The organism is Streptomyces sp. GL_140, assembly GCF_057834465.1.
The window spans coordinates 4,907,036-4,933,603 of sequence record NZ_CM174404.1; the positions used below are offsets into that span (position 1 = coordinate 4,907,036).

The following is a 26,568-nucleotide window of genomic DNA, read 5'->3' on the forward strand; positions in this document are numbered from 1 at the left end:
GAATCGGCGGTTCGCGACCTGCCCCGGTGGCTAGCGTGCGGCATACCATCGAGTGCATGGACAGGGAGGCCGACGTGACCGTCTCGGAGAGCGATCGCCTGCACTCACAGCTCAGCCGGTTCGAGGACATGTTCCCTGGTTACCGGATGGAGATTGTCGAGGGCAACATCATGATGAGTCCGCTGAAGCCGCACCACGCCAGGACCATCCGGTTGCTGTGGAACACGCTCGAAGCCCAGATGTCGGCGGAGTGGGGATTCATCAGCGACGTCGCGGTTCCGTTCAACGGCGACAACGAGTTCTGCCCGGACCTCGCGGTGATCCCCGCGGCGGAGGCCGACAGGAACCTCAGCGCCTACCCGCCCGATCTGATCGAGCTCGCCATCGAGGTGGTCTCCCCGAGTAGCGTGCGCAACGACTACGAGGTCAAGGACCGGGCCTATGCCCGGCGCGGGATCCCGCACTACCTGATCTTCGACCCGTACAAGGCGCAGTGCACGACGCTGTGGAACCCCGGTCCCGACGGCTACCGGGGCCGCGACGTGATCCCCTACGGGGAGACGGTCACCGTGGAGACCGGCATTGGGAAGGTTTCCGTGGACACGGCCTCTCTCCCCGTCGACCCCGCCAGCGCCGCCTAGGTCACAGCACTAGAGCGTCGTCACGGCCCGGCGGGGGCGGGACAGCATGGCTGTGCCCGCGCCCGCCAGCAGGCCGAAGAGGTGGGCCTGCCAGCTGACCATCGAGTCCGTCGGGAGGGCTCCGGCCAGGAACGTGGTGCCCCAGACCGCGGCGATCACCACGGCCACCACGACGCCGAGCGGGCTGCGCTCCACGAAGCCGCGTATCAGCAGGTAGCTGAAGAGGCCGAAGATCAGGCCCGAGGCGCCCGCGGTGATGGTGTGGGCCGGGGATATCAGCCAGACCGCCAGCCCGTCGGCGATGACGATCGCGACGCAGACGGCCAGGAAGCGGCGTATCCCGCTGAGGGCGGTGACGAAGCCGAGGACCAGCAGCGGGACGCTGTTGGAGGCGACGTGGTCGAAGCCGAAGTGCAGGAACGGGGCCAGCGGGATCCCGGTCAGGCCGTCCGCTTCGCGCGGGGTGATCCCGTAGGCGTCGAGCGCGTGGCCGGTGGCGTAGTCGACGAGCTCGATCAGCCACAGCAGCGCGACCCAGCCCAGCATCAGCTGCCCGGCGGCCTTGGCACGGTCGGTGCGGGACCAGTGGCCCGCGGTCCGGCCGCCCGCGCCCGTACCGCCCGCGCCCGTACCGCGCGTCCCCTGCCAGTCGCTCATGGCGCCCCCGCCCCCTGCTCTCACCCGCATGTGTCCACCCCTTGAACGTCCGGGCACCTAAGCCAGTGCCCATTCGCGGTGGCCGGATAGTCTCGCAGGTATGACTGAGGGCAAGCGCACCCCGTGGGTCGTCGGGGTTTCCGGGGCGTCCGGGACGCCGTACGCGGCGGCTGTGATCCGCGGGCTGCTGGCGGCGGGCGAGAGCGTGGACCTGGTGGTGAGCAGGGCTTCGCGCCTGACGCTGCTGGACGAGACGGGGATCGCCTTCCGCGACGCCCACTGGCGGGACGACCTGGCCGAATGGCTGCAACGCGGGGCGGACGGGAAGCCCGCCACGTTCGGGAGGCCGGAACTGGACGGCGTGCGCCACTGGGTCGCCGGCGACCTGGCTGCCGGACCGAGCAGCGGCTCGTACCCCGTCAAGGGGATGCTGATCGTGCCCGCGTCCACGGCCTGTGTGGCGGGCGTGGCGCTCGGGCTGTCGAAGGACCTGCTCCAGCGGGTGGCGAGCGTGACGCTCAAGGAACGGCGCCGGCTGGTGGTCGCGGTGCGGGAGACCCCGCTGAGCGGACAGACGCTGAAACATCTGGTGACGCTGGACGAGGCGGGCGCAGTGGTGCTGCCCGCCTCTCCGGCGTTCTACGCGGGTGCGACGCACATCCAGGATCTGGTGGATTTCGTCGCGGGGCGGGTGCTCGACGCGGCAGGGGTGCCGCACGGGCTGTACCGCCGGTGGAAGGGAGAGCTCGGCGGAGCCGTAGCTCGGAAGGGAGAGCTCGGTGGTGGCTCCCGTCCTCCTCAGGGGGCAAGCGGTGCTTAGCGCTTCTTGGAGCGCCCCGGCTTGCGGGTCTTGTCGACGCGGTGCGCGGCGGCGGGCTGGTCGGTGCGGGATCGGTTGGCCAGCTCCTGGAGCTGTCGCATGTGCGCGTAGGCCATCTCGATCGTGTACACGGTGAACCACTCCTGAAAATTGTCAGATCATCGTTGATCTGTTGAAAGATTCACAGGGTGTCGACCCTGTGCGCCTTTGATTCTATACGTAAACTGGTGGGATCGCCGAATAATGGAAGGCTCCAGGTATATGGACGCGGTGGACAGGCAGCTCATCCAGGCACTTCGTGAGAACGGACGTGCCTCGTACGCGGAGCTGGGCCGGCTCGTGGGCCTCTCCGGCCCCAGCGTCACCGACCGGATCAACCGGCTGGAAACCGCCGGGGTCATCACCGGTTACCGGGCGACCGTGGACGCGGCCTCGCTCGGCCTCGGCGTCACGGCGCTCATCGGCATCTCGCTCTCCGACGCCGCGGACCACGAGGACGTGGCCCGCCGGCTGCGCGACCTCACGGAGATCGAGGACTGCTGGTTCATCGCCGGCGACGACTCGTACATGCTCAAGGTCCGGGCGGGTGACGTGGACGGCCTGGAGAAGATCATCCGCAAGCTCTCCAGCACCAAGGGCGTCTCGCGCACGCGCACCACGATCGTGCTCTCCACCAAGTGGGAGAACCGGGTCGGGGGGCTGCCCGAGGAGGGCTGAGAGTACGGTGGGGGCGGTCGAGGGCACGAGGACACGAAGGACAGAGGAGAGGACCGGCATGGACGCTGGGCTCAAGCGTGAGCTGGAGGAGAAGGTTCGCTCCGGCGAGCGGCTGACCCGTGAGGACGGCATCGCCCTCTACGAGTCGGACGACTTGGCCTGGCTCGGCGGCCTCGCCCACGAGGTGCGCACGCGCAAGAACGGCGACGTCGTCCACTTCAATGTCAACCGTCACCTCAACATGACGAACGTGTGCACCGCTTCGTGCGCCTACTGCTCGTTCCAGCGCAAGCCGGGCGAGAAGGACGCGTACACGATGCGCATCGAGGAAGCCGTTCGCCTGGCCAAGACCATGGAGAACGAGAACCTCACCGAGCTGCACATCGTCAACGGCCTGCACCCCAGCCTGCCGTGGCGGTACTACCCGCGCTCGCTCTCCGCGCTGAAGGAAGCGCTGCCGAACGTCTCGCTGAAGGCGTTCACGGCGACCGAGATCCATCACTTCGAGACGATCTCCGGCATGTCGGCCTCCGACATCCTGGACGAGCTGATCGAGGCCGGCCTGGAATCGCTCACCGGCGGCGGCGCGGAGATCTTCGACTGGGAGGTCCGCCAGCACATCGTCGACCACCGCACCCACTGGGAAGACTGGTCGCGCATCCACCGCCTCGCGCACTCGAAGGGTCTCAAGACCCCCTCGACCATGCTCTACGGGCACATCGAGGAGCCGCGCCACCGCGTGGACCACGTACTGCGGCTGCGCGAACTGCAGGACGAGACCGGCGGCTTCCAGGTCTTCATCCCGCTGCGCTACCAGCACGACTTCGTGGACATGAAGGACGGCAAGGTACGCAACAAGCTCCAGGCGCGTACGACGATGGCGACGGGCGCCGAGGCGCTGAAGACCTTCGCGGTCTCCCGCCTCCTCTTCGACAACGTCCCGCACGTCAAGGTCTTCTGGGTGATGCACGGCGTGCAGACCGCCCAGCTGGCGCTCCAGCACGGCGCGGACGACATGGACGGCTCGGTCGTCGAGTACAAGATCACGCACGACGCCGACAACTACGGCACCCCGAACAAGCTGGGCCGCGAGGACCTGCTGGAGCTGATCCGCGACGCGGGCTTCCGCCCGGTCGAGCGCAACACGCGCTACGAGATCATCCGCGAGTACCCGGGTCCGGACGCGGGCCTGCGCGAGACGCCGCAGGCGATGCGGGTCTGATCGGTTCCGATCGGATCAGGTCCGATCGGGCCTGATGCCGGCTGACGAGGCCCCGGTTCCCCCTCTCGGCGCATTCCAGGGGTCGTAGCAACACAGTGATCAACTGGCTGTCGCCAGGAGCTTAGCGAGACGCTCGGCTGGGGTTTCCCAGTCGAGCGTTTTGCGTGGGCGGCTGTTGAGTTCGGCGGCGACGGCGTCGAGGTGTTCGCGGGTATGGACGGAGAGATCCGTGCCCTTGGGGAAGTACTGCCGCAGCAGGCCGTTCGTGTTCTCGTTGGAGCCGCGTTGCCAGGGGCTGCCGGGGTCGCAGAAGTAGACGGGCATGTCTGTGGCGGTGCTGAACTCCTGGTGGAGGTGCATCTCGGAGCCCTGGTCCCAGGTGAGTGAGCGCCGCAGGTGGGCGGGGAGAGCGGAGACGGTCTGGATGAGCGCATCGCGGACGAGGGTGGGGTGCCGGCCGTCAGGCAGGTGGAGGAGAGTGACGAAGCGGCTTGAGCGCTCCACCAGTGTTCCGATCGCGGACTTGTTGGTCTTACCGACAATGAGGTCGCCCTCCCAGTGCCCAGGAATCGCGCGGTCGGCGGCCTCGGCCGGCCGCTCGCTGATCATCACCATGCCTTTCGACATGCGTGGCTGGCGCTTGGAGGACTGGCGGTGTGGCCGTCGCATGGCGCGTCCGGTCCGCAGGGCCCGGGTCAGCTCGCGGCGGAGTTCTCCGCGGCCCTGAACGTAGAGGGCCTGGTAGATCGTCTCGTGGACCACGTGCATCTCCGGCCGGTTGGGGAAGCGGGCCCGCAGAGAACGGCAGATCTGCTCCGGGCTCCAGCGTCGTTCGAGATGCTGCTGGATGAAGTTCCGCAGCTCGGGGTTACGAACGATCTTTCCCGGCTTCGGGCGGGGCCGCCGGGCGTCGGCCCTGGATTGTGCGGCGTGCGGGCGATAGGACCAGCGGGACGCGTTCCCGCGCACGGGCATGCCGTTGCGGCGTATCTCCCGGCTCACCGTCGAGGGGCTGCGGCCCAGCTCGGCCGCGATGGTGCGGATCGATGCCCTTTCACGCAACCGGTCGGCGATTTGGATGCGCTCGGACTCCCGCAGACAGCGGCTTGGGCCTGCCGATGGCGACTCCCGATGGGCCGGGGGAATCGCCTTCGACAGGCCCTTGTGAGCGTGGCGGCCGTTGCGCCACACCCTGCCGGTCCTCGCGTTGATCCCGACGAGCCGGCATGCCTCGATGTTGCTGTAGCCCTGCTGCACGAGCTGGAAGTATGCCGACCGCTCAGCGGCCAGCTTCTTCCGCCCCTGCGGCTTCCGGTCTTCCCGGATCTGGTGGTCCATCGCATCCCCTGAGCTGGGGTGTTGCAACGACCACTAGAACGGAAGTCTCGGGGGGCCGGGGCTCTTTGCATGCCAGGTTGAGTAATGGCTAGTCTTGCCCTATGGCCCTTACCTTCGTCTTCGATCCGGTCGTCGACCCCGCCCTGGTCGAAGGGTTCGCCGAGCTCTGGACCGACGTGTCCAACGCCGGCGGCGCGGTCGGCTTCGTACCGCCCGTCACCATCGAGGACATCCGCCCCGAGCTGGACAAGCACCTCGCCGGCGCCGCCGAGGGCCGCAGTCGCCTGCTCGTCGGGCGCGACGCCGACGGCCGGGTCCGCGCCGCCGCCGTCATCGCCCCCCACCAGCACCGGCTCCAGAAGCACTGGGCCTGGGTCTACACGGTGATGGTCGACCCCGCCCTCCAGGGCCACGGCGTCGGGCGTGAGTTGATGGCCGCCGTCGCGGACGCCGCCCGCGCGATCGGGGGCATCGAGGCGCTCCGCCTCGGCTGCCGGGGCGGCATGGGCCTGGAGCGCTTCTACGCGGCGTGCGGCTACAAGGAGGTCGGCCGCGTCCCCGGCGCCATCCGTGTGGCCCCCAGCGACGACCGCGACGACATCACCCTCATGCTGTCCCTGTACTGACCTGCGGGGCTGCCGACCGGGCCACCCCGGCGGGCCGGAGCGGGGGCCGGGCGTGCTTCACTGGACGGGAACGAGCCGACGTAAATGCGGCGAACGGACGAAGAGAGAGTAGGGGTCACCGTGTCCCTCAAGCCCAACGCGACGATCCGGTACACCGCGATGCGCCTGGTGATCTTCGTCGGGTCCCTCGTCTTCGTCGCGGGCATGGTCCGGCTGGGCTGGGTGCCCTCCGGTCTCGGCGACGCCAACCCCGCCTGGGTCGTGCTGCTCGCCCTCGTGATCTCCGCCCCGCTCTCCTTCGTCCTGCTGCGCAAGCAGCGCGACGAGATGTCCGTCGCGATCTCCGGCCGCGTCGCGGGCGCGAAGGACAAGCTCGCCGCGAACCGCAGCCAGGAGGACGTGGCCGACGACGCCGCGCGCCTGAGCCAGTAGGACCGCAGTTAGCTTCATCACACACCGAGTTGCCTCGGCTCCGGGTTCGTCGCCCGTTGAGCCGGGGCTTTCGGCGTTTTCGGGGTTCTTCAGGGGGCTTCGGGGCTCTTGGGGGTTCTTCGGGCGGCTTCAGGCGGGTTTTCGGGTGGGCGATCCCAAAGGGACACTTTTAGATTCCCAAAGAAGAAGTGTTAGCGTGTTCAACATGTTGACCGCAGCTGCGCACCAGATGACCACGAGCGTTCCGCTCGTGGCGCGCCTGCACGTCGACCTCTGCCGCCGCGCGTCCGCGGCCTGTTGCTGCTGTCGCTGAGTCCCGCGACCAGCCCTGGCACAGCAGCGGTCCGCCCGCCCGGCTCTTCGCTTTTCCGGGTGCTGCCGCACCGCATCACCACCCCCACCGCACACACCGCGAACCACCCGGAGAGTGTCCGTGTCCGCGTCACCGCAGACCCCTGCCGCCGAGGCCCCGGCCGAGGCAGCCGCCAAGAAGCCCTCGTTCAAGTTCCCCTTCTGGGCCCAGATCGTCACCGGCCTCGTGCTCGGTGTCCTGCTCGGCTGGGTCTCCCGCAGCCAGGACGTCAGCTGGCTCGGCACCACACTGGAGCAGATAGGCGACATCTTCGTCCAGCTGCTGAAGCTGGCCGTCGCCCCGCTCGTCTTCTTCGCGATCCTGGTGTCGATCACCAACCTGCGGAAGGTGAACAACGCCGCGCGGCTCGCCTCGCGCACGCTGCTCTGGTTCATGATCACGTCGCTGATCGCGGTCGCCATCGGCCTCGGCATCGGCCTGCTCACCAACCCGGGCTCCGGCACCGGCCTCACCCCGCAGGACGGCAAGCTGCCGAAGCGCCACGGGTCCTGGCTGGACTTCCTGACCGGCATCGTGCCGAAGGACATCATCACGCCGTTCACCGAGCTGAACGTCCTGCAGATCGTCTTCCTCGCCGCCGTCGCCGGTATCGCCGCCCTCCAGCTCGGCAGCAAGGCCCAGCCGGTGCTGAACGTCGCCGAATCCGTCCTGGAGCTGCTCCAGAAGGCCCTGTGGTGGGTCATCCGCCTCGCCCCGATCGGCACCGTCGGCCTCATCGGCACCGCGATCGCCACCTACGGCTGGGACCTGCTCGGCAAGTACGCGACCTTCACGGCCGACGTGTACATCGGCTGCGCCCTGGTCATGTTCGGCGTCTACCCGCTGCTGCTCGCCACCGTCGCCAAGGTCAGCCCGCTCCAGTTCTTCAAGGGCGCCTGGCCGGCCATCCAGCTGGCCTTCGTCTCGCGCTCCTCGGTCGGCACCATGCCGGTCACCCAGAAGGTCACCGAGCGCCTCGGCGTCCCGAAGGAGTACGCCTCCTTCGCCGTCCCGTTCGGCGCCACCACCAAGATGGACGGCTGCGCCGCGATCTACCCCGCGCTCGCCGCGATCTTCATCGCGCAGATCTTCGACGTGCAGCTGAGCATCGGCGACTACCTGCTGATCGCCTTCGTCTCGGTCGTCGGCTCCGCCGCCACGGCGGGTCTGACGGGCGCCACGGTCATGCTGACCCTGACCCTCTCCACGTTGGGCCTCCCGCTGGAGGGCGTGGGCCTGCTGATGGCGATCGACCCGATCCTGGACATGATGCGCACCGCCACCAACGTGGCCGGCCAGGCGCTGGTCCCGGTCATCGTCGCGGCCCGCGAGGGGATCCTGGACAAGGTGGCCTACGCGACCGCCTCCTCCTCCCCGCTGGACGACCTGGCCCCGGCCGCGCCGGCCGCCGAAGCCGAAGCCGGTTCAGCCGGCTCGGAGAAGGTCCTCGTCTCCGCCTGAGGTTCCTGCCCGGGGGTCCCGCCCCGGACACCGCTTTCCGCTCGCCGCGGCCCCCGCCCCCGTCCGGGCGGGGGCTGCGGCGTTCGTGTGCTGGGTCCTACAGTGCTTCGCATCGCGTCGCGTCGCGTCACAACGCATCGCGTTGCACTTGCACGGCGGATCGGGTGAGTTGGGGGGTACGCGGGTGAACGGCGCGACGTTAGCCGACCGGTACGAGTTGGCCGGGCTGATCGGGACCGGCGGGATGGGCGAGGTGTGGCGCGGCCGCGACCTGGCCCTGGAGCGGGACGTGGCCGTCAAGCTCATCTCCCGGCCCGGGGACGACAAGCTCGCGCTGCGGCTGCGCGCGGAGGCGCGGGCGGCAGCGGCCCTCTCGGACCCGCACGTGGTGTCCGTGCACGACGTCGGCGAGACCTCCCTCGACGGCCGGACCGTCGTCTACCTGGTGATGGAACTCGTCAACGGTCGCCCGCTCGGGGAGAAGAGAGGCCGGGCGGCGGTCGAGGACGCGGTGCGCTGGGGCGCGCAGATCTGCGAAGGGCTCCGGGCCGCCCACGGCGCGGGCATCGTCCACCGCGACATCAAACCCGCGAACATCCTGCTCACCGAGGCGGGCCGGATCAAGATCTGCGATTTCGGGATCGCCCGGCAGAGCGGCTTCCAGGGCCTGACGACCACCGGCTCGGTGACCGGCACCCCCGCCTACATGTCGCCCGAGCAGGCCCGCGGCGAGGAACTCGACGCACGCAGCGACCTGTACGGGCTGGGGTGCGTGCTGTACGAACTGCTGACCGGAGCCCCGCCGTTCTCCGGCACGGGCTGGGAGATCCTCGCCCAGCACGCGCACCAGGCCCCCGTACCGGTGCGGACCCGCCGCCCCGACGTGCCCGCCGCACTGGACCGGTTGGTCCTGCGGCTGCTGAGCAAGGACGTCGCCGACCGGCCGCCGAGCGCCGCCGACACGGCAGAGCTGCTGCGTGCGGTGGTGGCGCCCGCCGAAGCGCCCGCGCGGGTCCGTGAGCCGGTGCCGGTGGCGGTGGCGGCGCCCGTTCCAGCACAGGTACGGGGCCCGGATCCGGTACCCGGCCCCGGACCCGGGTCGCCCAGGGCGGCGCCGTCCCCGCGGGCCCCGGTGGCGAACGGGGTGCCGCTGAGGGCGGCCGGGATGGGCTTCTTCCTGTCCGTCGCGAGCGTGTCGGGTCAGCTCGTCGGATTCGGGGCCATGGGCGGCGTCTGGCCCGTCGTGGTGGGGCTGGCCGTCGGGATCGCGGTGTGGATCAGCGGGCTCACCACGATGGTGAAGGACCGGGTGTCGCCGCTCGGTGCGCTGCTCTGCCCGACGGCGGGCGTGGTGGTGCTGGTCTACCTGCTCCGTGCTCCTCACGTCCCGTGGTGGAAGGCGTGCTTGGCCGGCGTCGGGATCGTTCCGGCGCTCGGGTTCGCCGCCATCGGTATGGGCAGGCTGCTCATGTCCCTCTCGCGGGCCAAGGCGTCCGTGGTAGCCCTGCTGGCCGCCGACGTGGGAATGGTCACCGGAGTGCTTGCCGCCGGGCTGCTGATGGCCCGTACGCAGATCGCGGTGCCGGGTGCGCTGGCCGTCGGCGCCGGGTGCTGGCTCCTGTTCGGGTGTGTCGCGGGATGGCTGATGCCTCCGCGCCGCGCGTGACGCCGCGGGTTCAGAGCATCCGGACGCGGACGTACGCGACCGCCGGTCTCGGGCAGGATGTACCGCATGACCTCAGCCACAGCGGCCGACTACGGCTGGATTCGTTCCTCGACCTCGTTGTTCGGCTACGCGCTGGAAGTCGGGTACACCCTGACGCTGGTGCGCGGGCTCTCGCCCCAGCAGGTGCTCGCCGTGGTGGGGGCCGAGCCGCGCGAGGTGTGCGACGGACTCCACGAGCTGATCGACGAGCACACGGAGGTCCTGGGCGCGCACGAGTACTCGCCCGAGTCCTTCCTCGCGGGTGCGTTCACCGTGCCGGGCGAGGGCGGGGACTGGGCGCTGGTGCTGGAGTTCGGCGGCGACGTGGGGACGCGGCCGCGGTTCATGCGGGCCCTGTCCGCCGGGACGCGCGCGGTGTCGCACACGAGCAACGGTGGGAAGCCCATGCACTTCTTCCACTGGTACGAGAACGGCGAGTTGCGGACCGCCTTCGAGGACCCGGCGGCCCGCATCGGCAGCACCCCCGACGAGCTGAACGCGGTGATGGGCGAGCTCGGTCTCGCCCCGGCGGGCGACACGGCTCCCGACGTCGACGAGAAGGCGGCGGTCTTCGCGCTCGCCGAGCGGCTGACGGGCGTCCGGGTGACCGAGACACTGCTGCGCGAGGCCGAGTACGTCACCGGAGAGGTCTGGGAGGACCGCCGCCCCTGACGCGTCGGGTCGGGTCAGCCGCTGGGCTGGGTGGCGGAGCATTGCGTGCACGTCACTGTGTCCATGCGCGGAGTCCAGGAACGATGCCCCGGAAGCTCCTCCTTCGCTTCGATCTGCCGATCAGGAAGGGGGTGATCAGGATGAGAAGACCGGCGATGGCGATCGCGGTGCGGGGGCCCGTGATGCCCGCCAGCAGACCCCACACCGCGGTGAGGACCGCGATGGTGAGCTTGCTGGTGACCGACCACGCCGACAGGGTGCGGGCGATCCGGTCCGTCGGGACCTGCTCGAGCCGGTAGGTGGCGAACACCGGGTTGAACACACCCATGCAGGTGATCAGTCCGAACTCGACCACGATGACGAGCACCAGCCCGGCCACGCCGGGCTGGACGAAGGCCAGCCCGAGGGACCAGCACGCGCGCAGTGTTCCGGCGGTGAGCAGGACCCTGTGCCGTCCGAACCGTGCGACGAGTCGGCGGGCCAGCCGTGAGCCGATGATTCCGCCGACGCAGGGCAGGCCGAACGCGAGGCCGTACTGCCAGGGGGCGAACCCCAGGTCGCCGAGCATGAGGACGGCGAGCAGCGGCGAGGTTGCCAGGATCAGGCCGTTGACCAGGACCGTGTTGAAGAACAGGGGGCGCAGGGCCGGGTGGGTCAGGATGTACCGCCACCCTTCCAGCAGGTCGGCGGGCCGCAGCCGCGCCCCGTGCCCGCCGGTGCGCACAGGGTGCGGCTCGCTGCCGCCGATCGCACGGATTCCCGTGGCTGAGAGCAGATGGCTGACCGCATTGGCCGCCACGGTCATCGCCGGGCCGAACAGCCCGATCGCGGCCGTGCCGACCGGCGGTCCGAGCACGGTGGCGGTCCAGGCCGTGGACTCGAACCGCCCGTTCGCGACGAGCAGGTCCTCCGGCCGCACGAGCGCTTTCAGATACGCGCCGCCGGCCGCGCTGAAGGCGATGTCGGCCGCACCGACGGCGACGGACACGATCAAGAGCTGGACGAAGCCGAGCAGACCCAGTGCGTACGCGGCGGGGACGCTCATCAGCGCCACGAACCGGGTCAGGTCCATCGCGACCATCACCGGCCGCTTGCGGCGAAACTCCACCCACGGCCCGAGCGGCACCGCGACCGCGGCCCCCACCGCCGGCCCCGCGGCTGCCAGGACCGACACCTCGGTCGGCCCGGCGTGCAGCACGAGGATCGCGATCAGAGCGAACGAGTCGAACGCGAGCCACGTGCCGAACGTGCTGGCCCCGTACGCCGCCCACAGCCACCCGAACTGCCTGCCCAGCCGTCTCCTGCCCACCCTGCCCACCATGTTCAGCGCACCCCTCAATGTCCCACCTGAACAATCAGACGTTGACCAGTAGGAGCAAAGCCCGCGGCACAAGGGCAGGTCAAACAACCAAATCGCCAGCAGGCCACAACCAAACGTTGTGGCCTAAGGTGGGGCGGCATGGACCTCGACACCGTCCGGACCTTCGTCGCCGCCGCCGACGCGGGGCAGTTCCAGGAAGCCGCCGCCGAGCTGGCGGTCACCCAGCAGGCCGTCTCCAAACGCATCGCCGCGCTGGAGCGCAATCTCGGCGCGCGGCTGTTCAACCGCACCGCGCGCGGCGCCGAGCTCACGATCGACGGGCAGGCGTTCCTGCCCCACGCGCGGGAGCTGCTGCGCGTCGCCGAGCGCGCGGTCGCGTCCGTGCGCGCCGGGAGCCGTCCGCTGCGCGTCGACGTGATCAACTCGCGCGGTGCGACGTCGGGCCTGATGCGCGGCTTCCACCGCGCGCACCCCGAGATCGACCTCGACGTGCTGATGCTGTTCGACATCGAGACGGCCGTCTCCGCCGTCCGCTCCGGTGCGATCGACGCGTCCTTCCGCGCCGTCGCCGTGCCCGGCCGGCCCCTTGCCGAGGACATCGAGTCCGTCCGGGTGCTCGACGAGCCGCTCCAGCTGCTCACCGGCCCCGACCATGCGCTGGCGGGCGCCCGGTCGGTGTCCCTCGCGCAGCTCGCCGGGCACCGGATCTGGATGCCCGGCATCGTCCCCGGTACCGAGTGGGCCGCCTACTACGACGATCTGGTCGCCGAGTTCGACCTCACCATCGAGGCGACCGGCCCCAACTTCGGCTCCGACGCGCTCCTCGACACCATCGCCGACACCCCGGCCCTGGCCACCTTCATGGGTGAGCACACCCGCCTCGTCTGGCCCACGGGTCACGGCCTGCGCCGCATCCCGGTGACCGACCCGACGCCCGTCTACCCGCACTCACTGATCTGGCGCCGCGACAACCCGCACCCCGCGCTCACCACGCTCCGCAGCCACCTCGACTCCACGCAGCCCGACCGCCCCGACAGCGGGACCTGGACCCCCGCATGGACACCGCGGTAGGCGGCGTCGCGTCAACCATCGGGCTGATGAGGTGCGTCGAAGCCGGGGTGAGGGGGGTGCGATACCGGGTCGTGGGGAGCCGGGACGCGGTGTGGGCGGATGTCAACTACTTGAAATCCGTTGAGGAAAATCCAACCAAACCCACCCCTCCGGCTCCCCGTCACTCGCAAGGGTGAACTGTGCCAACTGGGATGGATTTCTGGGTGGTTGCCGGGCATATGCTCGCCCCACGCAACCTCAGACATGAGACGGCCCCCGCCGGGACTGCAATCCCGATCGAGGGCCTCACCACACAGGAAGTCACCACTTCCCCATGGCTCTTAAGCACCTTAGCGCGCCCTCGCGCGCATCGTCCGGTGTTCACGCCGGGACCGCCCGATCCGGTGTCGCCCACGTCAACGTCCGGCACGCCGACCACTACACCGTGATCGGCAACCACCTCGCGCAGCACCGCTCGCTCTCGCTGGTCGCGATCGGCCTCGCCACCTACATCCAGTCGCTGCCCGCCGGTGCGCGGATCGGCATCAAGCGGCTGACGGAGCGGTTCCGGGAGGGGGAGGTGCGGATCTCCGGAGCCCTGCGGGAGTTGGAGACGCACGGATACCTGGAGCGGAGCCGGGTCCGGCTGGCGAGCGGGCAGGTGGTCACCCGGACGGTGTCCTACAACCGCCCTTCGGCGCGACTGGCACTGCGGGGTCCGGAGTCCGGACCGGGGCCGCTGCTGGAGGCAGTGCCGGAGCCAGTGCTGGAGCCAGCGCCGGAGCCAATGTCGGAGGTGGCTCCCGAGCCCGTTCCCGAGCCCGCGCCTGCGCCCGTTCCCGAGCCCGAGCCCGCGCCTGAGCCCGAGCCCGAGCCCGAGCCCGCGCCCGAGCCCGCGCCCGAGCCCGAGCCCGCCCCGGCCCCGGAGTCGTCCGATTCCGTGCCCGCGCCCGGGTCCGTACGGCTGCCGGAGGCCGTCGTGTTGCTGGCACGGCTGCGGTGCGAGGATCCGCGGTTGCTGCTCGCGGACCGGGACGTGCGGCAGCTGGCGCCCGAGGTGGTGCGGTGGCTGGAGCGTGGGGCGGAGCCCGAAGCCGTGCGGCACGTGCTGACTTCGGACCTGCCCGCCGACCTGCGCCATCCGGCGCGGCTCATCGCCCACCGGCTCAAGGCCTTGATTCCGCCCAGCCTCCCGGCGGCCGCGCCCGTACGGCCCGTCAGGCGGCCTGACCCGCTCCAGAACTGCGACGGCTGCGATCGCGCCTTCCGCGCCCCGGCCCCGGGTCGCTGCCGCGACTGCCCGCCCGTCGGGGCGGCCGGTCAGGCGTTCTCCGGGGCGCTGACTCCGGAAGCGTCCGCGGGCGTCGCGAGCAGCAGCGCCGAGTCCGCGTGCAGCGTGATGCGGATCGGTGTGAAGGTGGTGGCGTCCACCGGCGACTGGCCGTTGCCGGGGTTGCGGGCGTAGCGCGGATGGGCGCCTCCGCTGATCTGCCAGCGCAGGCGGTGGCCGGCCTCGAACCTGTGGGCGGTCGCGCTCATCTCCACCGTGACCTGCGACGACTCCTGTCCCTCCGTGCGCAGTTGGCCCAGGCCGTCGCAGATGTTGACGGAGCGGCCCTGTGCGTCCACGTCGCACAGGCGGGTGAAGACGTCCGTGTAGCCGGTGTCCGTCGAGATGCTCAACCGTGCCGAGATCGGCCCGAGGGCGTCCAGGGGCTCGGTCAGCGGGGGTCCGGTGAAGGTCAGTACGTCGTCCCGGGCCTCCAGGGTGCTGTTGTCGCGAGGGCCGGCGGTACGGGAGAGCAGCGGGCCGCCGAGGGACGGGGTGGGGTCGTTCGGGTCGTAGTGGAATGAGGTGAGGGGTGCCGAGTCCGTGGGGGGCTGCTCCGTGAGGTGTCCCTGCGCGGTGGGGAACCACGGGCTGACGGCCGTGGCCGACGGCCATTCGGCGAGGTCTCGCCAGGTGTCTTCGCCGCCGACGTGTACGCGCACCTTGGTGGGGCGCAGGCCGGAGGGGTCGGCGCACAGGTGGGCGCGCAGCCAGGCGAGGCTCTCGGCGAACACCTCGGGCCAGCCCTGCTGCAGGGCGGAGGTGTGGGTCCAGGGGCCGACGAGCAGGGAGGTCTCGCATCCGGCCCGGCGCAGCCGCTCGTACTGCTCGAAGGTCTGGTCGGCCAGGGCGTCGTGCCATCCGGTGATCAGGCTCGTGGGCACGCTGTGCCGCTCCGCCACCTCACCCAGGGACGCGCCCTGCCAGTACGGGTCCCCGGCGTCGGCGTGGGTCATCACGTCGTCGAGCCAGGGCACTTCGCCCCCGAGGGCCGAGGTGTGCGCCCCGCGCAGCGGCTGCGCGGTGGTGGCTTCGCCCAGGCGTCGCTGCAGGCGCAGGGTCGCCTTCACGAACGGTGCCATGCCCTGGTGCTGGTAGGTCATGCCCGCGCCGACGGCGAGGGCGGTCTCCAGGTTGAGGGCGCCGTTCGCGTGGAACAGGGCGTGGGGATCGTGCAGGCCCACCTGCACCACCATCGCCTTGAGCTCCGGCGGCGGGTCCGCGGCGAGGGCCCACTGGACGTAGCCGAGGTAGCTGGGTCCGACCGTACCCAGCGTGCCGTTGAACCAGGGCTGTTCGCGCAGCCAGGACACCGTGGCCCGGCCGTCGGCGGCCTCGTTGCGCCAGAGGTCGAAGGTGCCTCCCGAGCCGCCGGTGCCGCGGCAGCTCTGCACGACCACGTGGAAGCCCTGTTCGGCGAAGAGCAGGCCGTACATGGGGGACCACGGCAGGCCCCTGCCGTAGGGCGAGCGGACCAGGAGGGTGGGGAAGTCGCCTTCGGCGCGCGGGAAGTAGTGGTCCGTGATCAGCGGGCTGCCGTCGGCGGCGGGCACCGTCAGTCCGGGCTCCCAGCCGACGTCGTGCAGCTTGGCCGGGAGGCGGCGCCAGGTCGCCCGCATCATCCGTGAGGAAAGGGGCGGCTTTCCGGAAGGCGCCGTCCAGGTCGGACTCAGCACAGAACCCTGCGTGCGTGACGTCATCGTTCCCCTCCTTGATTCCCGTACCTTGTACGAGAATAGAATACTCGACTGAGGCCCACAAGGGCTGTCGATCAAGAAAGGAGCGTGGAGCATGCCGCGTGACGGAGGGGCCGGCGCCCCGGGCGTCGACCCCCAGCAGCTCTGGCTGGCCTCCGGCCGGCCGCGCAGGGGCCGCAAGCCCACCTACAGCCGGGAGGCGATCACCGAGGCGGCCGTCGCCCTGGCGGACGCCGAGGGGATCGAAGCGGTCACCATGCGGAAGGTCGCCGAGCGGGCCGGAGCCGGCGTCATGTCGCTCTACAGCTACGCCCCCGACAAGGAGACGCTGCTGCACCTGATGGTCGACCACGTCAGCGGCGAACTGCCGACCACGGGCGAGCTCACCGGCGACTGGCGCGCCGATCTGAAGGCCATCGCCCGCCTCCAGCGCGCCCACATGCTGCGGCACCGCTGGCTGCCCGCCGCGCTGGCCACCCGGCGCGTCCCCGGGCCCAACACCCTGGCCTTCCTGGAGTACGCGCTCGTCGCCATGCGGCCCGCCGGGCTGGACGGCATGGCGAAGATGGAGATCTTCGCCCAGCTCACGGGATTCGTGGCCGGGCACGTCGGCCACGAGATCGCGCAGGCCGAAGCCTCGCAGTCCCCGGACCGGGCGGCGGCCGAAGTCCGCTACCTCGTCGCCGTCGCCACGGACGGCCACCACCCGGAACTGGCCGAAGCCATTTCCGCCCCGGGGCGTCCCGTCACCCCCGAGGCCACTTTCACCCGGTTCCTCAACCGGCTGATCGACGGCCTCGACACCGACTGACCGCCGTCGCTCTACGGGGCGTTCCGTCGGCCTACCGGACGTCCCCGTCGGCTTCGCGGGCCACCCGCTCCAGGCGGTCGCGGTAGTCCTCCCACCAGGACGGGTGGCCCGGCGGCATGCTGGTGTTGCCCTTGGCCATTCCCACGGCTCCGTCGATGAGTTCGCGGATGATGTCGGCGTGGCCGGCGTGCCGGTGGGTGTCGGCGATCACCCGGACCACGGCGTGGTGCAGCGTCACCTGGTTGTCGCGGCTGGGCCACCACGGCACGGTGCCGACCGTGTCCAGTGGCAGCGCCGCGATCGTCGCGTCCGAGTGCGCCCACGCCCGGCGGTAGAGGTCCACGATGTGCTCGTGCGACTCGTGGGCGGTGGCCCACATGTCCGAGTTGGGCTCGGTGCCCGCCTTGTGCCAGGCCGGCTTCTCGTCGAACGGCCTGCCGAAGGTGTCGCCGAGGTAGCCCAGCTCCACGCCGGCGGCGTGTTTGACCATGCCCAGGAGGTTGGTTCCGGTCGGCGTGTGGGGGCGGCGGGCGTCGTACTCCGAGAGTCCTTCGAGCTTCCAGAGCAGGGCGTCGCGGGCGGACTGCAAGTAGAAGTGCAGGTCGGCCTTGGGGTCCGATGCGGTCATCCGCCCAGTCTGCCGACCCGGCGATCCTTCTCCGCGGATATCCGCCGACACGGGGTGACGGCGTGGAGCATCGGTGAAAAAGGGGGCACAGGGGTGTTCAGGCGTGGTTACCGCTAAGTAGATTACCGGCGGTAACGCTCCGTCCGACCGAGGAGGGCACGCCGTGACAGCCGAATCGAGCCTGGTCAAAGCCGCCAAGTCCGTCAAGCCCGTCAAGCCCGCCAAGCCCGTCGAGCCCGTCGAGCCCCGGAAGACGGTGATCGACGGGCGGGTGCGCGAGGTGTGGGTGCCCCCGCTCGTGGCCGCCCCGCAGCTGGGCTCCCTCGGGGACATCCCGTTCCAGAACGCCGCCGAAGCTCCGCGCGAGGCCGTGCTCGCCCGAAAGGAGCGGGACGGGAGCTGGCGGGACGTGTCGGCGGCCGAGTTCGCCGCCGAGGTGCTCGCCGTCGCGAAGGGGCTGATCGCCGAGGGGCTGCGGCCCGGGGACCGGCTGGCCATCATGGCGAGGACCACCTACGAGTGGACGCTGCTGGACTTCGCGGGCTGGGCGGCCGGGCTGGTCACCGTACCGATCTACCCGACCTCCTCCGTGATCCAGGCGCGCTGGATCATCCAGGACTCCGGGGCGGTGGCCTGCGCCGTCGAGGACACCGCGCAGGCGCGGATCATCAGCGCCGAGCGGGCCAACCTGCCCTGGCTGCGCCACCTCTGGGAGTTCGACACGGGCGCGGTGGCCCGGCTGGTCAAGGCCGGGGAGCACGTGCCCGACGAGGTCGTACGGGACCGGCGGGCCGGGTGCGCGCCGGAGTCCGTCGCGACCCTGATCTACACCTCCGGTACCACCGGGCAGCCCAAGGGGTGCGTGCTGACGCACGCCAACTTCTTTGCCGAAGTGGACAATTCGGTGGCGCTGCTGCACCCCGTCTTCAACTCCGTCAGCAAGGACCCGGCCTCCACGCTGCTCTTCCTGCCGCTGTCGCACGTCTTCGGGCGGATGGTGGCCGTCGGGTGCATGCGGGCAAGGGTGAAGCTCGGTCACGCGCCGAGCATCAGCAGCGAGGAGCTGCTGGCGGACCTGGCCGGTTTCCGGCCGACCTTCCTGCTGGCGATCCCGTACGTCCTGGAGAAGGTCTACAACACCGCGCGGGCGACCGCCGAGCGGATGGGCCGGGCCTCGTCCTTCGACCGGGCCGCCCGGATCGCGCGCAGCTTCGGCGAGGTGGTCGAGGGCAAGCGGCCGGGGATCGGGCTGCGGGTGGCGCGGGCGGTGTACGAACCGCTCGTGTACCGCCGGATCCGGGCGGCGCTCGGCGGGCGCGTCCGGTACATCCTGAGCGGCGGCTCCCCGCTGGGGCGGCGCCTGGCCGCCTTCTACACGGGCGCGGGCATCGAGGTCTTCGAGGGCTACGGGCTCACGGAGACGACCGCGGCCGCCACGATCACCCCGCCGCTGCGGCCCCGGCTGGGGACGGTGGGCTGGCCGCTGCCGGGCACGGCGGTGCGGATCGCGGACGACGGCGAGGTACTGCTGTGCGGGCCGCACGTGTTCGCGGGGTACTGGAACGGGCCTCCGGTGGGCGGCGAGCAGTGGCTGGCCACCGGGGACATCGGCGAGCTCGACGCGGACGGGTACCTCACCATCACCGGCCGCAAGAAGGACCTGATCATCACGAGCGGCGGCAAGAACGTGGCCCCCGCCCCGCTGGAGGACTGGCTACGGGCCCACCCGCTGGTCGGCCAGTGCATGGTGGTCGGCGACAACCGGCCCTACGTGACCGCGCTGATCACCCTGGAACCGGAAGGCCTCCAGCACTGGCGGCAGATGCACAAGAAGCAGGGCGTGCCGATCGCGCAGCTCGTCGGGGACGAGGAACTGCGGGCCGACGTGCAGCGGGCGGTGGACGAGGCGAACCAGCTGGTGTCGCGGGCGGAGTCGATCCGGCGGTTCACGGTGCTGGCGGGTGAGTTCACGGAGGAGCGGGGGCACTTGACGCCTTCGCTGAAGCTGAAGCGGGGGGCTGTCGCCCGGGATTACGAGCGGGAGATCGAGGCCCTGTACCGGCGGCCGTAGCGAGTCCCGTTCCCAGGGCTCCGCCCTGACCCGTCGGGCTCCGGGCTCCGCCCGGGCCCCTGGGGCTCCGCCCCGGACCCCGCGCCTCAAACGCCGGCGGGGCTGGAATAGGCCTCGGGCTCGTATGATCATCGGCGTTCGGCCCGTTCGTCGTCAGGGGTGGGCCCGAGCTCCGGGGGGAGCCGTGGTGAAGGTCTTGAGGGTGGGCGCCGCGCTGGCCGGTGCTGTCGCGCTGGCCGTCGTGCTGGCCGGATGCGACAGCGGGCCCGCGCCGAAGGCGGAGGAGCCGGCGCCCTCGCAGAGCCCGCCGCCCGTCGTGCACCGGACGGAGGGCCCGAGCAGCACGGCGCCGCCGCCCGGCACCGAGGGCTGGGGCCCGGTCGTGGCCCGGAAGGGGGACGTCGCCGCGTACGCCGCCGTCCGGGACGGGAACAAGCTCCGGGTCCCGATGGTCATCGTGAACAGCGGCGGCGCGTCCTTCTACGACGTCACCCTTCGCGTCAAGGGGCCGAACGGGTACGTGGCCACCAGCACCTTCAGCTCCGACACCGTCAGGCTGCAGCCGGGCGACTCCCTGCCCACCGAGGTGACCGTCTCGATGCCGGGCCGGTCGGCGCCCGAGGAGCCCGAGGTGGAGATCGTCGAGGTTGAGCAGCGCGGCGGCTAGGACCCGTTTATGGTGAGCTGACTGGTTTCGGGGGGTCGCCCGAGGAGGGTGCAGTGCACCGTTCCCGTTCCCGTGGCCGACCCCGCCGGGGGATGGCCGCCGGCGTCTGCGCCACCACCCTGCTGCTCGGCGGCAGCCTCGCGGCAGGGCCCAGCCCGAGTCCCAGCCCGAGTCCGAGTGCGAGTGGCGGTGGGCGTGCCGGTGTGCCCCGGCTGCGGTGGGGCGACTGCTCCGGGAAGTCCGCCCCCGCCGAGATGCGCTGCGCGACCCTGCGCGTGCCCCTGGACTACGACGACCCGGGCAAGGGCAGCGTCAAGCTGGCCCTGGGGAAGCTGCCCGCCACCGAAACCGGCTCCGGCCGCAAGCCGCTCGGCTCGCTGGTCCTGAACTTCGGCGGACCCGGCGCCCCCGCCGTCTCCACCCTCGCCGCCGACTCCAAAGCCTTCGCGGAGCTCAACAAGCGCTACGACCTCGTCGTCTTCGACCCGCGCGGAGTCGGCCTCAGCGAACCCGTCAGCTGCGACGGCCCCGGGCTCGCGCTCGGCTCCGGCCATGCGCCGACGCGGGGCCCTTCCGCTACCGCGGCCCCGTCCGCAACCGCGGCCCCGTCCGACAGCGCCGCCGCCGAGCTCGCCGCGCTGCGCGCCGCGGCCCAGCGCTGCGCGAAGGCCTCCGGGCCCGTGCTCCCGTACATCGGTACCGTCAGCGTGGCCCGGGACATGGACGTGATCCGCCAGGCCCTCGGCGAGGAGAAGCTCGACTTCCTCGGCTTCTCCTACGGGACGCGCCTCGGCGCGGTCTACGCCGCCCTGTTCCCGCGGCACACCGGCCGGATGGTCCTCGACGGGGTCGACACCCTGAGCGAGCCGCTCACCGAGCAGGCCCTGCGCTCGACGGTCGGCCAGCAGCGGGCCCTGGAGAACTTCCTCGCCTGGTGCGCGCGCCGCAAGGGTTGCGTCTACGGCACGAACACCCGTACCGCCAAGGAGAAGGTCGAGGCCCTCGTCACCCGGCTCGACGCCGAGCCGCTCGTCGGCGAGGGAGGCATGCGCTTCACCGGGCAGGACGTGACCGAGGCGATCGGCACCGCCCTGTACTCGCAGAAGCTGTGGCCGGCCCTCGCGGACGCCCTCAAGCTCGTCGAGCGCGAGCGCGACCCGGTGGGCCTGATGCAGCTCGGCGGTCCGACCGAACCGCCGCCGCCGGACACCGGCGGCGACGACCAGGCCGACAAGGTCCCCGCCGACAACGCCGAGGCCGCGCTCGTCGCCGTGAGCTGCGCCGACGACCCGGACCGCGGTGACGTCAAGGCCTCCCCGGCGACGGTCGAGCGGGAGATCGAGGCGCTCCAGCCGGTCTTCGAGGCCGCCTCTCCGATCTTCGGACCGCGCCAGCTGATGACGGTCCTGTCCTGCTACGGGCGCCCGGCGGGAACCGACTTCATCCGGAAGATCGACCGCCCGGCGGGGGTCCCGCGGATGCTGCTGGTCGGCACCCGCGGCGACCCGGCGACCCCGTACGAGTGGACGGAGGAGACGGCGAAGCGGCTCGGCAACGCCGTGATCCTGGACTACAAGGGCGACGGGCACACCGGGTACGTGGCCTCGGCCTGCGTACGCGGCTACGTGGACGGCTTCCTCGTCGACGGCCGGCTGCCGTCCGGGACGCGGTCCTGCCCCGCCGGGGAGTGAGGGCCGCGACCCGGTGCGGTCGGTCGGCGGTCGGTCAGCGGTCGGTCAGCAGTTGGGGTGCGTCGAGCGTCCCGCGAACCGGTCCGCGAGCCAGTTCCCGGCCTCCAGGGAGTGGGTGATCACGCCGCTGACGTGCTCGCCGACCCAGACGGTGTCGAATTCGACGTTCGCGCCCTTCGCGCACCAGTCGGAGCGCAGCTGGCGCCCGACGGCGTACGGGATGAGCTCGTCGCCGAGCGCGTGGTACTGGTACACGGGCGCGGCCGGAGCGGTCCGCCCGAGCTTGCTCTGGTTCAGGCGGGCCTGCCAGTCCGGCTGCGCGAGCGGGTTGCGGTAGGTCAGGTCCGAGATCCGCTTGAAGGAGCCGGCGATGGAGTCGATCGCGACGCAGCCGTCCTTCATGCCGTTGACCAGGGCCTTTCCGGCCGGGTTGAGGTAGGAGTCGAGGCCCAGCTCCGGGAAGGCGGCGTCCTGGCCGGCGGCGGCCATGAAGATGAGCCCGGAGCCGTAGGAGCCGTTGTTGAAGTCGGCAACCTTGAGCAGGTCGGCCGGGACACCGCCCGTCGCCGTGCCCTTGACCTGCAACTCCGGTGCGTACGAGCCCTGCAGCTCGGCGGCCCAGCTGCTGGCCTGGCCGCCCTGGGAGTAACCCATGATCCCGACGGGGGTGTTGGCTGCGAGCCCGGCCTCGGGGAGGCGGGTGGCCGCGCGGGCGGCGTCGAGGACGGCGTGGCCGGCGGACGGGCCGACGGTGTAGGTGTGCAGGCCGGGGGTGCCCAGGCCCTCGTAGTCGGTGACGACCACGGCCCAGCCGCGCAGGGTGAGCTGCTGGATGAGGTTGGCCTCCATGGCGGTGCCGTAGGGGAGGTTGTTGCTCGGCGCGCAGGAATCGCCGAGGCCGACGGTGCCGACGGCGTAGGTGATGAGGGGGCGCGGGCCGGTGCGGCCGTCCTGCGGGACGATGACGGTGCCGGAGACCACGTTCGGGGCGCCGTCGGCGGTCGTCGAGTTGTAGAGGATCTTCCAGGCCTTGGTGTTGGTGGGCTGGCCGGGAAGCGGGTGGAACGCGGACGGCGCGGTGCTCACGATGTCGCCGGGGCGGGCCGTGGCCCCGCCGGCCCCGGAGTCGGCGTCGGTGTCGGCTCGTGCGGTGGCGGGCAGGGCGGCCGAGAGGGCCAGGGCGGCCACGGCGGCCAGTGCGGTGCGGGCGATGGGCGCGGAGTTTCGGATACGCATGGGGCGGCTCTCCCAAGGGGTCCGGTGGGGGCAGGTGAGGAGACCGTAGTGACCGACCTGTCAGAACGTCGCTGACCGCACAGCTCACCTTTCCTGACCCGGGGCCTCATTCACCCCCCCCCGAAGCGATCCGGTAGGCGCCCGGGGTCGTGCCCGTCCAGCGGCGGAAGGCCCGGTGGAAGGCGGTGTCCTCCGAGAAGCCCAGCCGCGCCGCGAGCTCCGCGATGGGCTCGCCGCTCTCCGCCAGCCCCGCGATCGCCGCGTCCCGCCGGACGTGGTCCTTCAGCTCCTGGAAGGAGGTCCCCTCCTCCCGGAGCCTGCGCCGCAGCGTGGCCGGGGACACCGCCAGGCGCCCCGCCACCTCCCCGAGCTCCGGGAGCCGCGGCGAGTTCCGCAGCCGCTGCGTCAGGGTCCGGCGGACCTGTTCCGCGACCGTGGTCCCGTACTCCGGCCGCGACAGCAGGTCGAAGGGGGCCCGCCGCAGCATCGCGTCGAGCGCGGGCTCCTCGCGGACCAGCGGCGCGGTCAGCCAGTGCGCGTCGAAGGCGACGGCCGCGCCCGCGCCCGCGCGCGGCTCGCCGAAGCGGACCGGGCAGCCGAAGAGGATCTCGTACTCCGCCTCGTGCGGCGGCGCCGGATACGCGAAGGAGGCGCACAGGAGCGGGATCCGGTGCCCGACCAGCCAGCTGCTCAGCCGGTGCCAGATGGCCAGCACGCACTCGGTCAGGAACCGCTCCTCGTCGCGCACGAAATCGTTGCGGACGGTGAACCGGGCCTGAGCGCCCTCGACTTCGAGCGCCAGCTCGGGCCCGCCGGGGAACAGCCCGTAGAACGCGGCCGACCGCTCCACCGCCGCGCCCAGGTCGCGGCAGCCCAGCGCGGCGTAACACATCATCGCGAAGGTCCCGGGGCGGCTGGGCACGGCCGACAGGCCCAGGAACTCGTCCTGCGTGGTCCGGTACAGCGCCCGGAACAGCCGTGCGAACTGCGCGGGCGTCACGCGCGCCCGGTCGTCGCCGAGCAGCAGCGGCGGGATCTGCGCCTCCTGCAGCAGCGGCACGGTGTCGATGCCGCTGCGGCGCGCGCCCGCGAGCACGGCACGCACGTGGTGCACGGTGATCGTCCGCCTCCCCATGGGGGTGACGGTAGCCGCATTGAGCGCTGGGGTCAGCGGGGGTGACGCTTCCGGTCATGCCGCTCGCGCCCTCCCGGTGCCTAGCGTCATCGGTACGACCGAGGGGGAGGCGGGCCCGATGAGCGACGCGGTGGGCGACATGGTGGGCGGCAAGGCGGGCGACACGGTGGGCGGCACGTCGGGTGGCGCGGCGGGCGGAGCCGTGCGGCCGCGGACGCTGGCGGTGTTCACGGAGTGGACCGGCGAGCGGTACGCGGCCGAGACCGCCCTGCGCCACAAGGGCGGCGGCCCGGAGGGCCCGGACGACTGGTCCACGGTCTCCTACGGGGAACTGCGCGCCCGTGTAAGGGAGTCCGGGCGCGCCCTGCTCGGCCTGGGGGTGGCCGCGGGGGAGCGGGTCGCGGTGCTCGCGGAGACCCGCCCGGAGTGGACGTACACCCACTTCGGGGTCCTGGCGGCGGGGGCCGTCCTGGTGCCGGTGTACCCGACGGCGGGGGAGGAGGAGCTCGCCTGGGTGCTGTCGGACTCGGAGGCGGTGGTGGCCGTCTGCGACGACGCGGCGCAGGCGGCGCGGGTGGAGGCGCTGCGCGACCGGCTGCCGGGGCTGCGCGCGGTGGTGGCCATGGACGGCCTGCGCTCCCTCCCCGGAGCCGCTCCGGAGGCCGAACTCCTGGCCCGCGCGGCCTCGGTGGAGCCCGGCTCCGACGCCTCGATCGTCTACACCTCGGGCACCACCGGCCTCCCGAAGGGCTGCCGCCTCACGCACGGCAACCTGGGCGCGATCCAGGACGCCACGCTCCCGCTGGTCCAGGGCGGTCCGGGGGACTCCACGTACCTCTACCTCCCCCTGGCCCACCTGCTCGCCCAGCTGATCCAGTTCACCACCCTCCTGGAAGGCGGCGAGCTCTGCTACTTCGGCGGCCGGATCGAAGACGTCATAGGCGAACTCGCCGAGGCCCGCCCCACCCACCTCCCCTCCGTCCCGCGCCTGTTCGAGAAGCTCCACTCGGTGGTCCTCTCCCTCGCCGAGGCCCAGGAGGGCGGCGCGGACCGCTTCGCCGGGGCGGTCCGGCTGGGGCTGCTGGCGGCGGAGGGCCGCCTGCCCGAGGAGTCCCGCGACGCCTACGAGGCGGCCGAGAAATCCCTGTACTCCCTGGTCAGAGGTGCCTTCGGGGGCCGCCTGAAGTGGGCGCTGACGGGCGGGGCCCCGATCGCCCCGGCCACCTTGGACTTCCTACGGGCCTGCGGGATCGCGGTGTTCGAGGGCTACGGGATGACCGAGTCGGGCGGAGTCATCAGCCTCAACCACCCGGCCGGGATCCGCCACGGCTCGGTGGGCCGGCCGATCGCCGGGTGCGAGGTCCGCATCGCGCGGGACGGCGAGGTCCTGGCGCGGGGCCCGATGATCTTCCCGGGATACCACGCCAACCCCGCCGCGACGGCGGAGGCGCTGGACGGGGACGGCTGGCTCCACACCGGTGACCTGGGCGAGCTCGACGCCGACGGCTACCTCTCCATCACGGGCCGAAAGAAGGAACTGATCATCACCTCGGCGGGCAAGAACATCACCCCCACCGAGCTGGAGTTCGCCATCCAGGGCTCCCGCTACGTCTCCCGCGCGGTCATGATCGGCGACCGCCGCCCGCACCCGGTGGCCCTGATCACCCTGGACGCGGAGGAGATCGCCGCCTGGGCGGCGCGGGAGTCGGTGGACCTGTCGCAGACCTCCCCGGCCGCGCACCCGGCGGTACGGGCCCTCGTGGAGGAAGCGGTCGAGTCGGCCAACGCCACGGTCTCCCGCCCGGCCCGGGTCCGCGCCTTCCGCATCCTGGCCGAGGAGTTCACGGTGGACGCGGGCACCCTCACCCCGACCCTCAAACTCCGCCGCCGCGCGGTGGCGGAGCGGTACGCGCGGGAGATCGAGGAGCTGTACGGCTGAGCGGGGCTCCGGCCCGAGGGGCGGAGGGGCGCACGGGCGGGGTTTCGGGGCCTGAGCTGCGGACCGGCCGGTGGCGTTGACGGGTGCCGGTGGGCGTCCCGGCAGTCGAGCGTCCTTCCGTGGTGGGCCGGCCCGTCAAGGGCGCTCCTTCGTCGCGTCGCTACGCGATGGCCTGCGGCCACCCTTGACGGGCCGGCCCACCACGGAAAAACACAAGACTCCCGGGATCCCCCCGGGGGATGGCCTGGGGGTCACATACGGAGGGGCGGGCATGTTCGCAGCCCCCGGGCCCGGTCCCGCCGGTCAGCCGACGTCCGGACGGTCAGGAGAGGCCGCCTGGACAGGGTTG

23 protein-coding genes are annotated in these 26,568 nt (G+C 71.7%); 15 read left to right on the forward strand and 8 right to left on the reverse strand.

Annotated features, from left to right (window positions below):
- Nucleotides 1-56 precede the first annotated feature (56 nt).
- Nucleotides 57-641, forward strand: a complete 585-nt coding sequence (locus tag AC3IYJ_RS22800; RefSeq protein ID WP_489396630.1) for a Uma2 family endonuclease — start codon at nucleotides 57-59, stop codon at nucleotides 639-641.
- Nucleotides 642-650: 9 nt separating this feature from the next.
- Here AC3IYJ_RS22800 and AC3IYJ_RS22805 read toward each other — a convergent pair whose 3' ends face one another.
- A complete protein-coding gene (locus AC3IYJ_RS22805; RefSeq protein WP_489396631.1) occupies nucleotides 651-1,298 on the reverse strand; it encodes a rhomboid family intramembrane serine protease in 648 nt (215 codons plus the stop codon).
- A 100-nt stretch (nucleotides 1,299-1,398) separates the two neighbouring features.
- Between AC3IYJ_RS22805 and AC3IYJ_RS22810 the strand changes: the two genes are divergently transcribed.
- On the forward strand, nucleotides 1,399-2,118 hold the full coding sequence (locus tag AC3IYJ_RS22810) for a UbiX family flavin prenyltransferase (protein WP_489396632.1): 720 nt from the start codon (nucleotides 1,399-1,401) through the stop codon (nucleotides 2,116-2,118).
- Here the strand turns inward: AC3IYJ_RS22810 and AC3IYJ_RS22815 are convergent.
- Entirely contained in the window at nucleotides 2,115-2,249 is a 135-nt protein-coding gene (locus AC3IYJ_RS22815) for a hypothetical protein (RefSeq protein ID WP_266785800.1), read from the reverse strand. The two genes, AC3IYJ_RS22810 and AC3IYJ_RS22815, sit on opposite strands and share 4 nt — an antisense overlap.
- A 130-nt stretch (nucleotides 2,250-2,379) precedes the next feature.
- On the opposite strand from AC3IYJ_RS22815, the gene AC3IYJ_RS22820 reads away from it, so the two are divergent.
- Together AC3IYJ_RS22820 and mqnE are read left to right on the forward strand one after the other, a co-directional pair.
- Nucleotides 2,380-2,835 carry an Lrp/AsnC family transcriptional regulator gene (locus tag AC3IYJ_RS22820; protein WP_330297958.1) on the forward strand — a complete coding sequence of 152 codons (456 nt, stop codon included), beginning with the start codon at nucleotides 2,380-2,382 and terminating at the stop codon, nucleotides 2,833-2,835.
- Between the two features lie 58 nt (nucleotides 2,836-2,893).
- Entirely contained in the window at nucleotides 2,894-4,057 is a 1,164-nt protein-coding gene (gene mqnE, locus AC3IYJ_RS22825) for an aminofutalosine synthase MqnE (protein ID WP_384650069.1), read from the forward strand.
- 99 nt (nucleotides 4,058-4,156) lie between these two features.
- Here the strand turns inward: mqnE and AC3IYJ_RS22830 are convergent, their stop codons facing one another.
- Nucleotides 4,157-5,395, reverse strand: coding sequence for an IS30 family transposase (locus AC3IYJ_RS22830; RefSeq protein WP_489396633.1), 1,239 nt, complete (start codon nucleotides 5,393-5,395; stop codon nucleotides 4,157-4,159).
- Between the two features lie 101 nt (nucleotides 5,396-5,496).
- On the opposite strand from AC3IYJ_RS22830, the gene AC3IYJ_RS22835 reads away from it, so the two are divergent.
- The 5 genes from AC3IYJ_RS22835 (at nucleotide 5,497) to AC3IYJ_RS22855 (ending at nucleotide 10,643) form a co-directional block, all read left to right on the forward strand.
- A complete protein-coding gene (locus AC3IYJ_RS22835; RefSeq protein WP_489396634.1) occupies nucleotides 5,497-6,021 on the forward strand; it encodes a GNAT family N-acetyltransferase in 525 nt (174 codons plus the stop codon).
- Between the two features lie 84 nt (nucleotides 6,022-6,105).
- Nucleotides 6,106-6,453, forward strand: a complete 348-nt coding sequence (locus tag AC3IYJ_RS22840; RefSeq protein ID WP_489396635.1) for a DUF4229 domain-containing protein — start codon at nucleotides 6,106-6,108, stop codon at nucleotides 6,451-6,453.
- Between the two features lie 433 nt (nucleotides 6,454-6,886).
- On the forward strand, nucleotides 6,887-8,266 hold the full coding sequence (locus tag AC3IYJ_RS22845; RefSeq protein WP_489396636.1) for a dicarboxylate/amino acid:cation symporter: 1,380 nt from the start codon (nucleotides 6,887-6,889) through the stop codon (nucleotides 8,264-8,266).
- Between the two features lie 184 nt (nucleotides 8,267-8,450).
- Nucleotides 8,451-9,932, forward strand: a complete 1,482-nt coding sequence (locus tag AC3IYJ_RS22850; protein ID WP_489396637.1) for a serine/threonine-protein kinase — start codon at nucleotides 8,451-8,453, stop codon at nucleotides 9,930-9,932.
- Between the two features lie 66 nt (nucleotides 9,933-9,998).
- Nucleotides 9,999-10,643 (forward strand): DUF6461 domain-containing protein, encoded by a 645-nt coding sequence (locus AC3IYJ_RS22855; protein ID WP_489396638.1) that lies wholly within the window; start codon nucleotides 9,999-10,001, stop codon nucleotides 10,641-10,643.
- A gap of 52 nt (nucleotides 10,644-10,695) precedes the next feature.
- Here AC3IYJ_RS22855 and AC3IYJ_RS22860 read toward each other — a convergent pair whose 3' ends face one another.
- Complete coding sequence (locus AC3IYJ_RS22860) at nucleotides 10,696-11,964, reverse strand: MFS transporter (protein WP_489396639.1); 1,269 nt, start codon at nucleotides 11,962-11,964, stop codon at nucleotides 10,696-10,698.
- 138 nt (nucleotides 11,965-12,102) lie between these two features.
- Between AC3IYJ_RS22860 and AC3IYJ_RS22865 the strand changes: the two genes are divergently transcribed.
- A complete protein-coding gene (locus tag AC3IYJ_RS22865; protein WP_489396640.1) occupies nucleotides 12,103-13,035 on the forward strand; it encodes a LysR family transcriptional regulator in 933 nt (310 codons plus the stop codon).
- A 1,299-nt stretch (nucleotides 13,036-14,334) separates the two neighbouring features.
- On the opposite strand, the gene AC3IYJ_RS22870 is transcribed toward AC3IYJ_RS22865, so the two are convergent.
- Nucleotides 14,335-15,963 (reverse strand): CocE/NonD family hydrolase, encoded by a 1,629-nt coding sequence (locus AC3IYJ_RS22870; protein ID WP_489402893.1) that lies wholly within the window; start codon nucleotides 15,961-15,963, stop codon nucleotides 14,335-14,337.
- A gap of 172 nt (nucleotides 15,964-16,135) precedes the next feature.
- Between AC3IYJ_RS22870 and AC3IYJ_RS22875 the strand changes: the two genes are divergently transcribed.
- The gene (locus AC3IYJ_RS22875; RefSeq protein ID WP_489396641.1) at nucleotides 16,136-16,852 is read left to right on the forward strand and encodes a TetR/AcrR family transcriptional regulator; all 717 of its coding nucleotides are present in this window, start codon (nucleotides 16,136-16,138) and stop codon (nucleotides 16,850-16,852) included.
- Nucleotides 16,853-16,883: 31 nt separating this feature from the next.
- On the opposite strand, the gene AC3IYJ_RS22880 is transcribed toward AC3IYJ_RS22875, so the two are convergent.
- Nucleotides 16,884-17,480, reverse strand: a complete 597-nt coding sequence (locus AC3IYJ_RS22880; RefSeq protein ID WP_489396642.1) for a DinB family protein — start codon at nucleotides 17,478-17,480, stop codon at nucleotides 16,884-16,886.
- Nucleotides 17,481-17,643: 163 nt separating this feature from the next.
- Here AC3IYJ_RS22880 and AC3IYJ_RS22885 point away from each other — a divergent pair, with 163 nt between their 5' ends.
- From AC3IYJ_RS22885 to AC3IYJ_RS22895, 3 genes are all read left to right on the forward strand, one after another.
- Nucleotides 17,644-19,551 (forward strand): AMP-dependent synthetase/ligase, encoded by a 1,908-nt coding sequence (locus tag AC3IYJ_RS22885; RefSeq protein ID WP_489396643.1) that lies wholly within the window; start codon nucleotides 17,644-17,646, stop codon nucleotides 19,549-19,551.
- A gap of 187 nt (nucleotides 19,552-19,738) precedes the next feature.
- Nucleotides 19,739-20,218: an NEW3 domain-containing protein gene (locus AC3IYJ_RS22890; protein WP_489396644.1), complete on the forward strand. Its 480-nt coding sequence runs from the start codon at nucleotides 19,739-19,741 to the stop codon at nucleotides 20,216-20,218.
- Between the two features lie 53 nt (nucleotides 20,219-20,271).
- Complete coding sequence (locus AC3IYJ_RS22895) at nucleotides 20,272-21,909, forward strand: alpha/beta hydrolase (protein WP_489396645.1); 1,638 nt, start codon at nucleotides 20,272-20,274, stop codon at nucleotides 21,907-21,909.
- Nucleotides 21,910-21,954: 45 nt separating this feature from the next.
- Here AC3IYJ_RS22895 and AC3IYJ_RS22900 read toward each other — a convergent pair whose 3' ends face one another.
- Nucleotides 21,955-23,145, reverse strand: a complete 1,191-nt coding sequence (locus tag AC3IYJ_RS22900; protein ID WP_489396646.1) for a lipase family protein — start codon at nucleotides 23,143-23,145, stop codon at nucleotides 21,955-21,957.
- Nucleotides 23,146-23,251: 106 nt separating this feature from the next.
- Nucleotides 23,252-24,280 carry an AraC family transcriptional regulator gene (locus tag AC3IYJ_RS22905; RefSeq protein ID WP_489396647.1) on the reverse strand — a complete coding sequence of 343 codons (1,029 nt, stop codon included), beginning with the start codon at nucleotides 24,278-24,280 and terminating at the stop codon, nucleotides 23,252-23,254.
- Between the two features lie 118 nt (nucleotides 24,281-24,398).
- On the opposite strand from AC3IYJ_RS22905, the gene AC3IYJ_RS22910 reads away from it, so the two are divergent.
- Nucleotides 24,399-26,219: an AMP-dependent synthetase/ligase gene (locus AC3IYJ_RS22910; RefSeq protein ID WP_489396648.1), complete on the forward strand. Its 1,821-nt coding sequence runs from the start codon at nucleotides 24,399-24,401 to the stop codon at nucleotides 26,217-26,219.
- Nucleotides 26,220-26,568: the final 349 nt, after the last annotated feature.

Excerpts from the sequence above, each read along its gene's own strand:
- AC3IYJ_RS22830 (WP_489396633.1), bottom strand. The coding sequence starts at position 5,395 with ATGGACCACCAGATCCGGGAAGACCGGAAGCCGCAGGGGCGGAAGAAG.
- AC3IYJ_RS22800 (WP_489396630.1), top strand. The coding sequence starts at position 57 with ATGGACAGGGAGGCCGACGTGACCGTCTCGGAGAGCGATCGCCTGCAC.
- AC3IYJ_RS22900 (WP_489396646.1), bottom strand. The coding sequence starts at position 23,145 with ATGCGTATCCGAAACTCCGCGCCCATCGCCCGCACCGCACTGGCCGCC.
- AC3IYJ_RS22805 (WP_489396631.1), bottom strand. The coding sequence starts at position 1,298 with ATGAGCGACTGGCAGGGGACGCGCGGTACGGGCGCGGGCGGTACGGGC.
- AC3IYJ_RS22860 (WP_489396639.1), bottom strand. The coding sequence starts at position 11,964 with ATGGTGGGCAGGGTGGGCAGGAGACGGCTGGGCAGGCAGTTCGGGTGG.
- AC3IYJ_RS22820 (WP_330297958.1), top strand. The coding sequence starts at position 2,380 with ATGGACGCGGTGGACAGGCAGCTCATCCAGGCACTTCGTGAGAACGGA.
- AC3IYJ_RS22880 (WP_489396642.1), bottom strand. The coding sequence starts at position 17,480 with ATGACCGCATCGGACCCCAAGGCCGACCTGCACTTCTACTTGCAGTCC.
- AC3IYJ_RS22875 (WP_489396641.1), top strand. The coding sequence starts at position 16,136 with ATGCCGCGTGACGGAGGGGCCGGCGCCCCGGGCGTCGACCCCCAGCAG.
- mqnE (WP_384650069.1), top strand. The coding sequence starts at position 2,894 with ATGGACGCTGGGCTCAAGCGTGAGCTGGAGGAGAAGGTTCGCTCCGGC.
- AC3IYJ_RS22870 (WP_489402893.1), bottom strand. The coding sequence starts at position 15,963 with ATGCGGGCGACCTGGCGCCGCCTCCCGGCCAAGCTGCACGACGTCGGC.
- AC3IYJ_RS22840 (WP_489396635.1), top strand. The coding sequence starts at position 6,106 with ATGCGGCGAACGGACGAAGAGAGAGTAGGGGTCACCGTGTCCCTCAAG.
- AC3IYJ_RS22835 (WP_489396634.1), top strand. The coding sequence starts at position 5,497 with ATGGCCCTTACCTTCGTCTTCGATCCGGTCGTCGACCCCGCCCTGGTC.
- AC3IYJ_RS22865 (WP_489396640.1), top strand. The coding sequence starts at position 12,103 with ATGGACCTCGACACCGTCCGGACCTTCGTCGCCGCCGCCGACGCGGGG.
- AC3IYJ_RS22910 (WP_489396648.1), top strand. The coding sequence starts at position 24,399 with ATGAGCGACGCGGTGGGCGACATGGTGGGCGGCAAGGCGGGCGACACG.
- AC3IYJ_RS22905 (WP_489396647.1), bottom strand. The coding sequence starts at position 24,280 with ATGGGGAGGCGGACGATCACCGTGCACCACGTGCGTGCCGTGCTCGCG.
- AC3IYJ_RS22810 (WP_489396632.1), top strand. The coding sequence starts at position 1,399 with ATGACTGAGGGCAAGCGCACCCCGTGGGTCGTCGGGGTTTCCGGGGCG.
- AC3IYJ_RS22855 (WP_489396638.1), top strand. The coding sequence starts at position 9,999 with ATGACCTCAGCCACAGCGGCCGACTACGGCTGGATTCGTTCCTCGACC.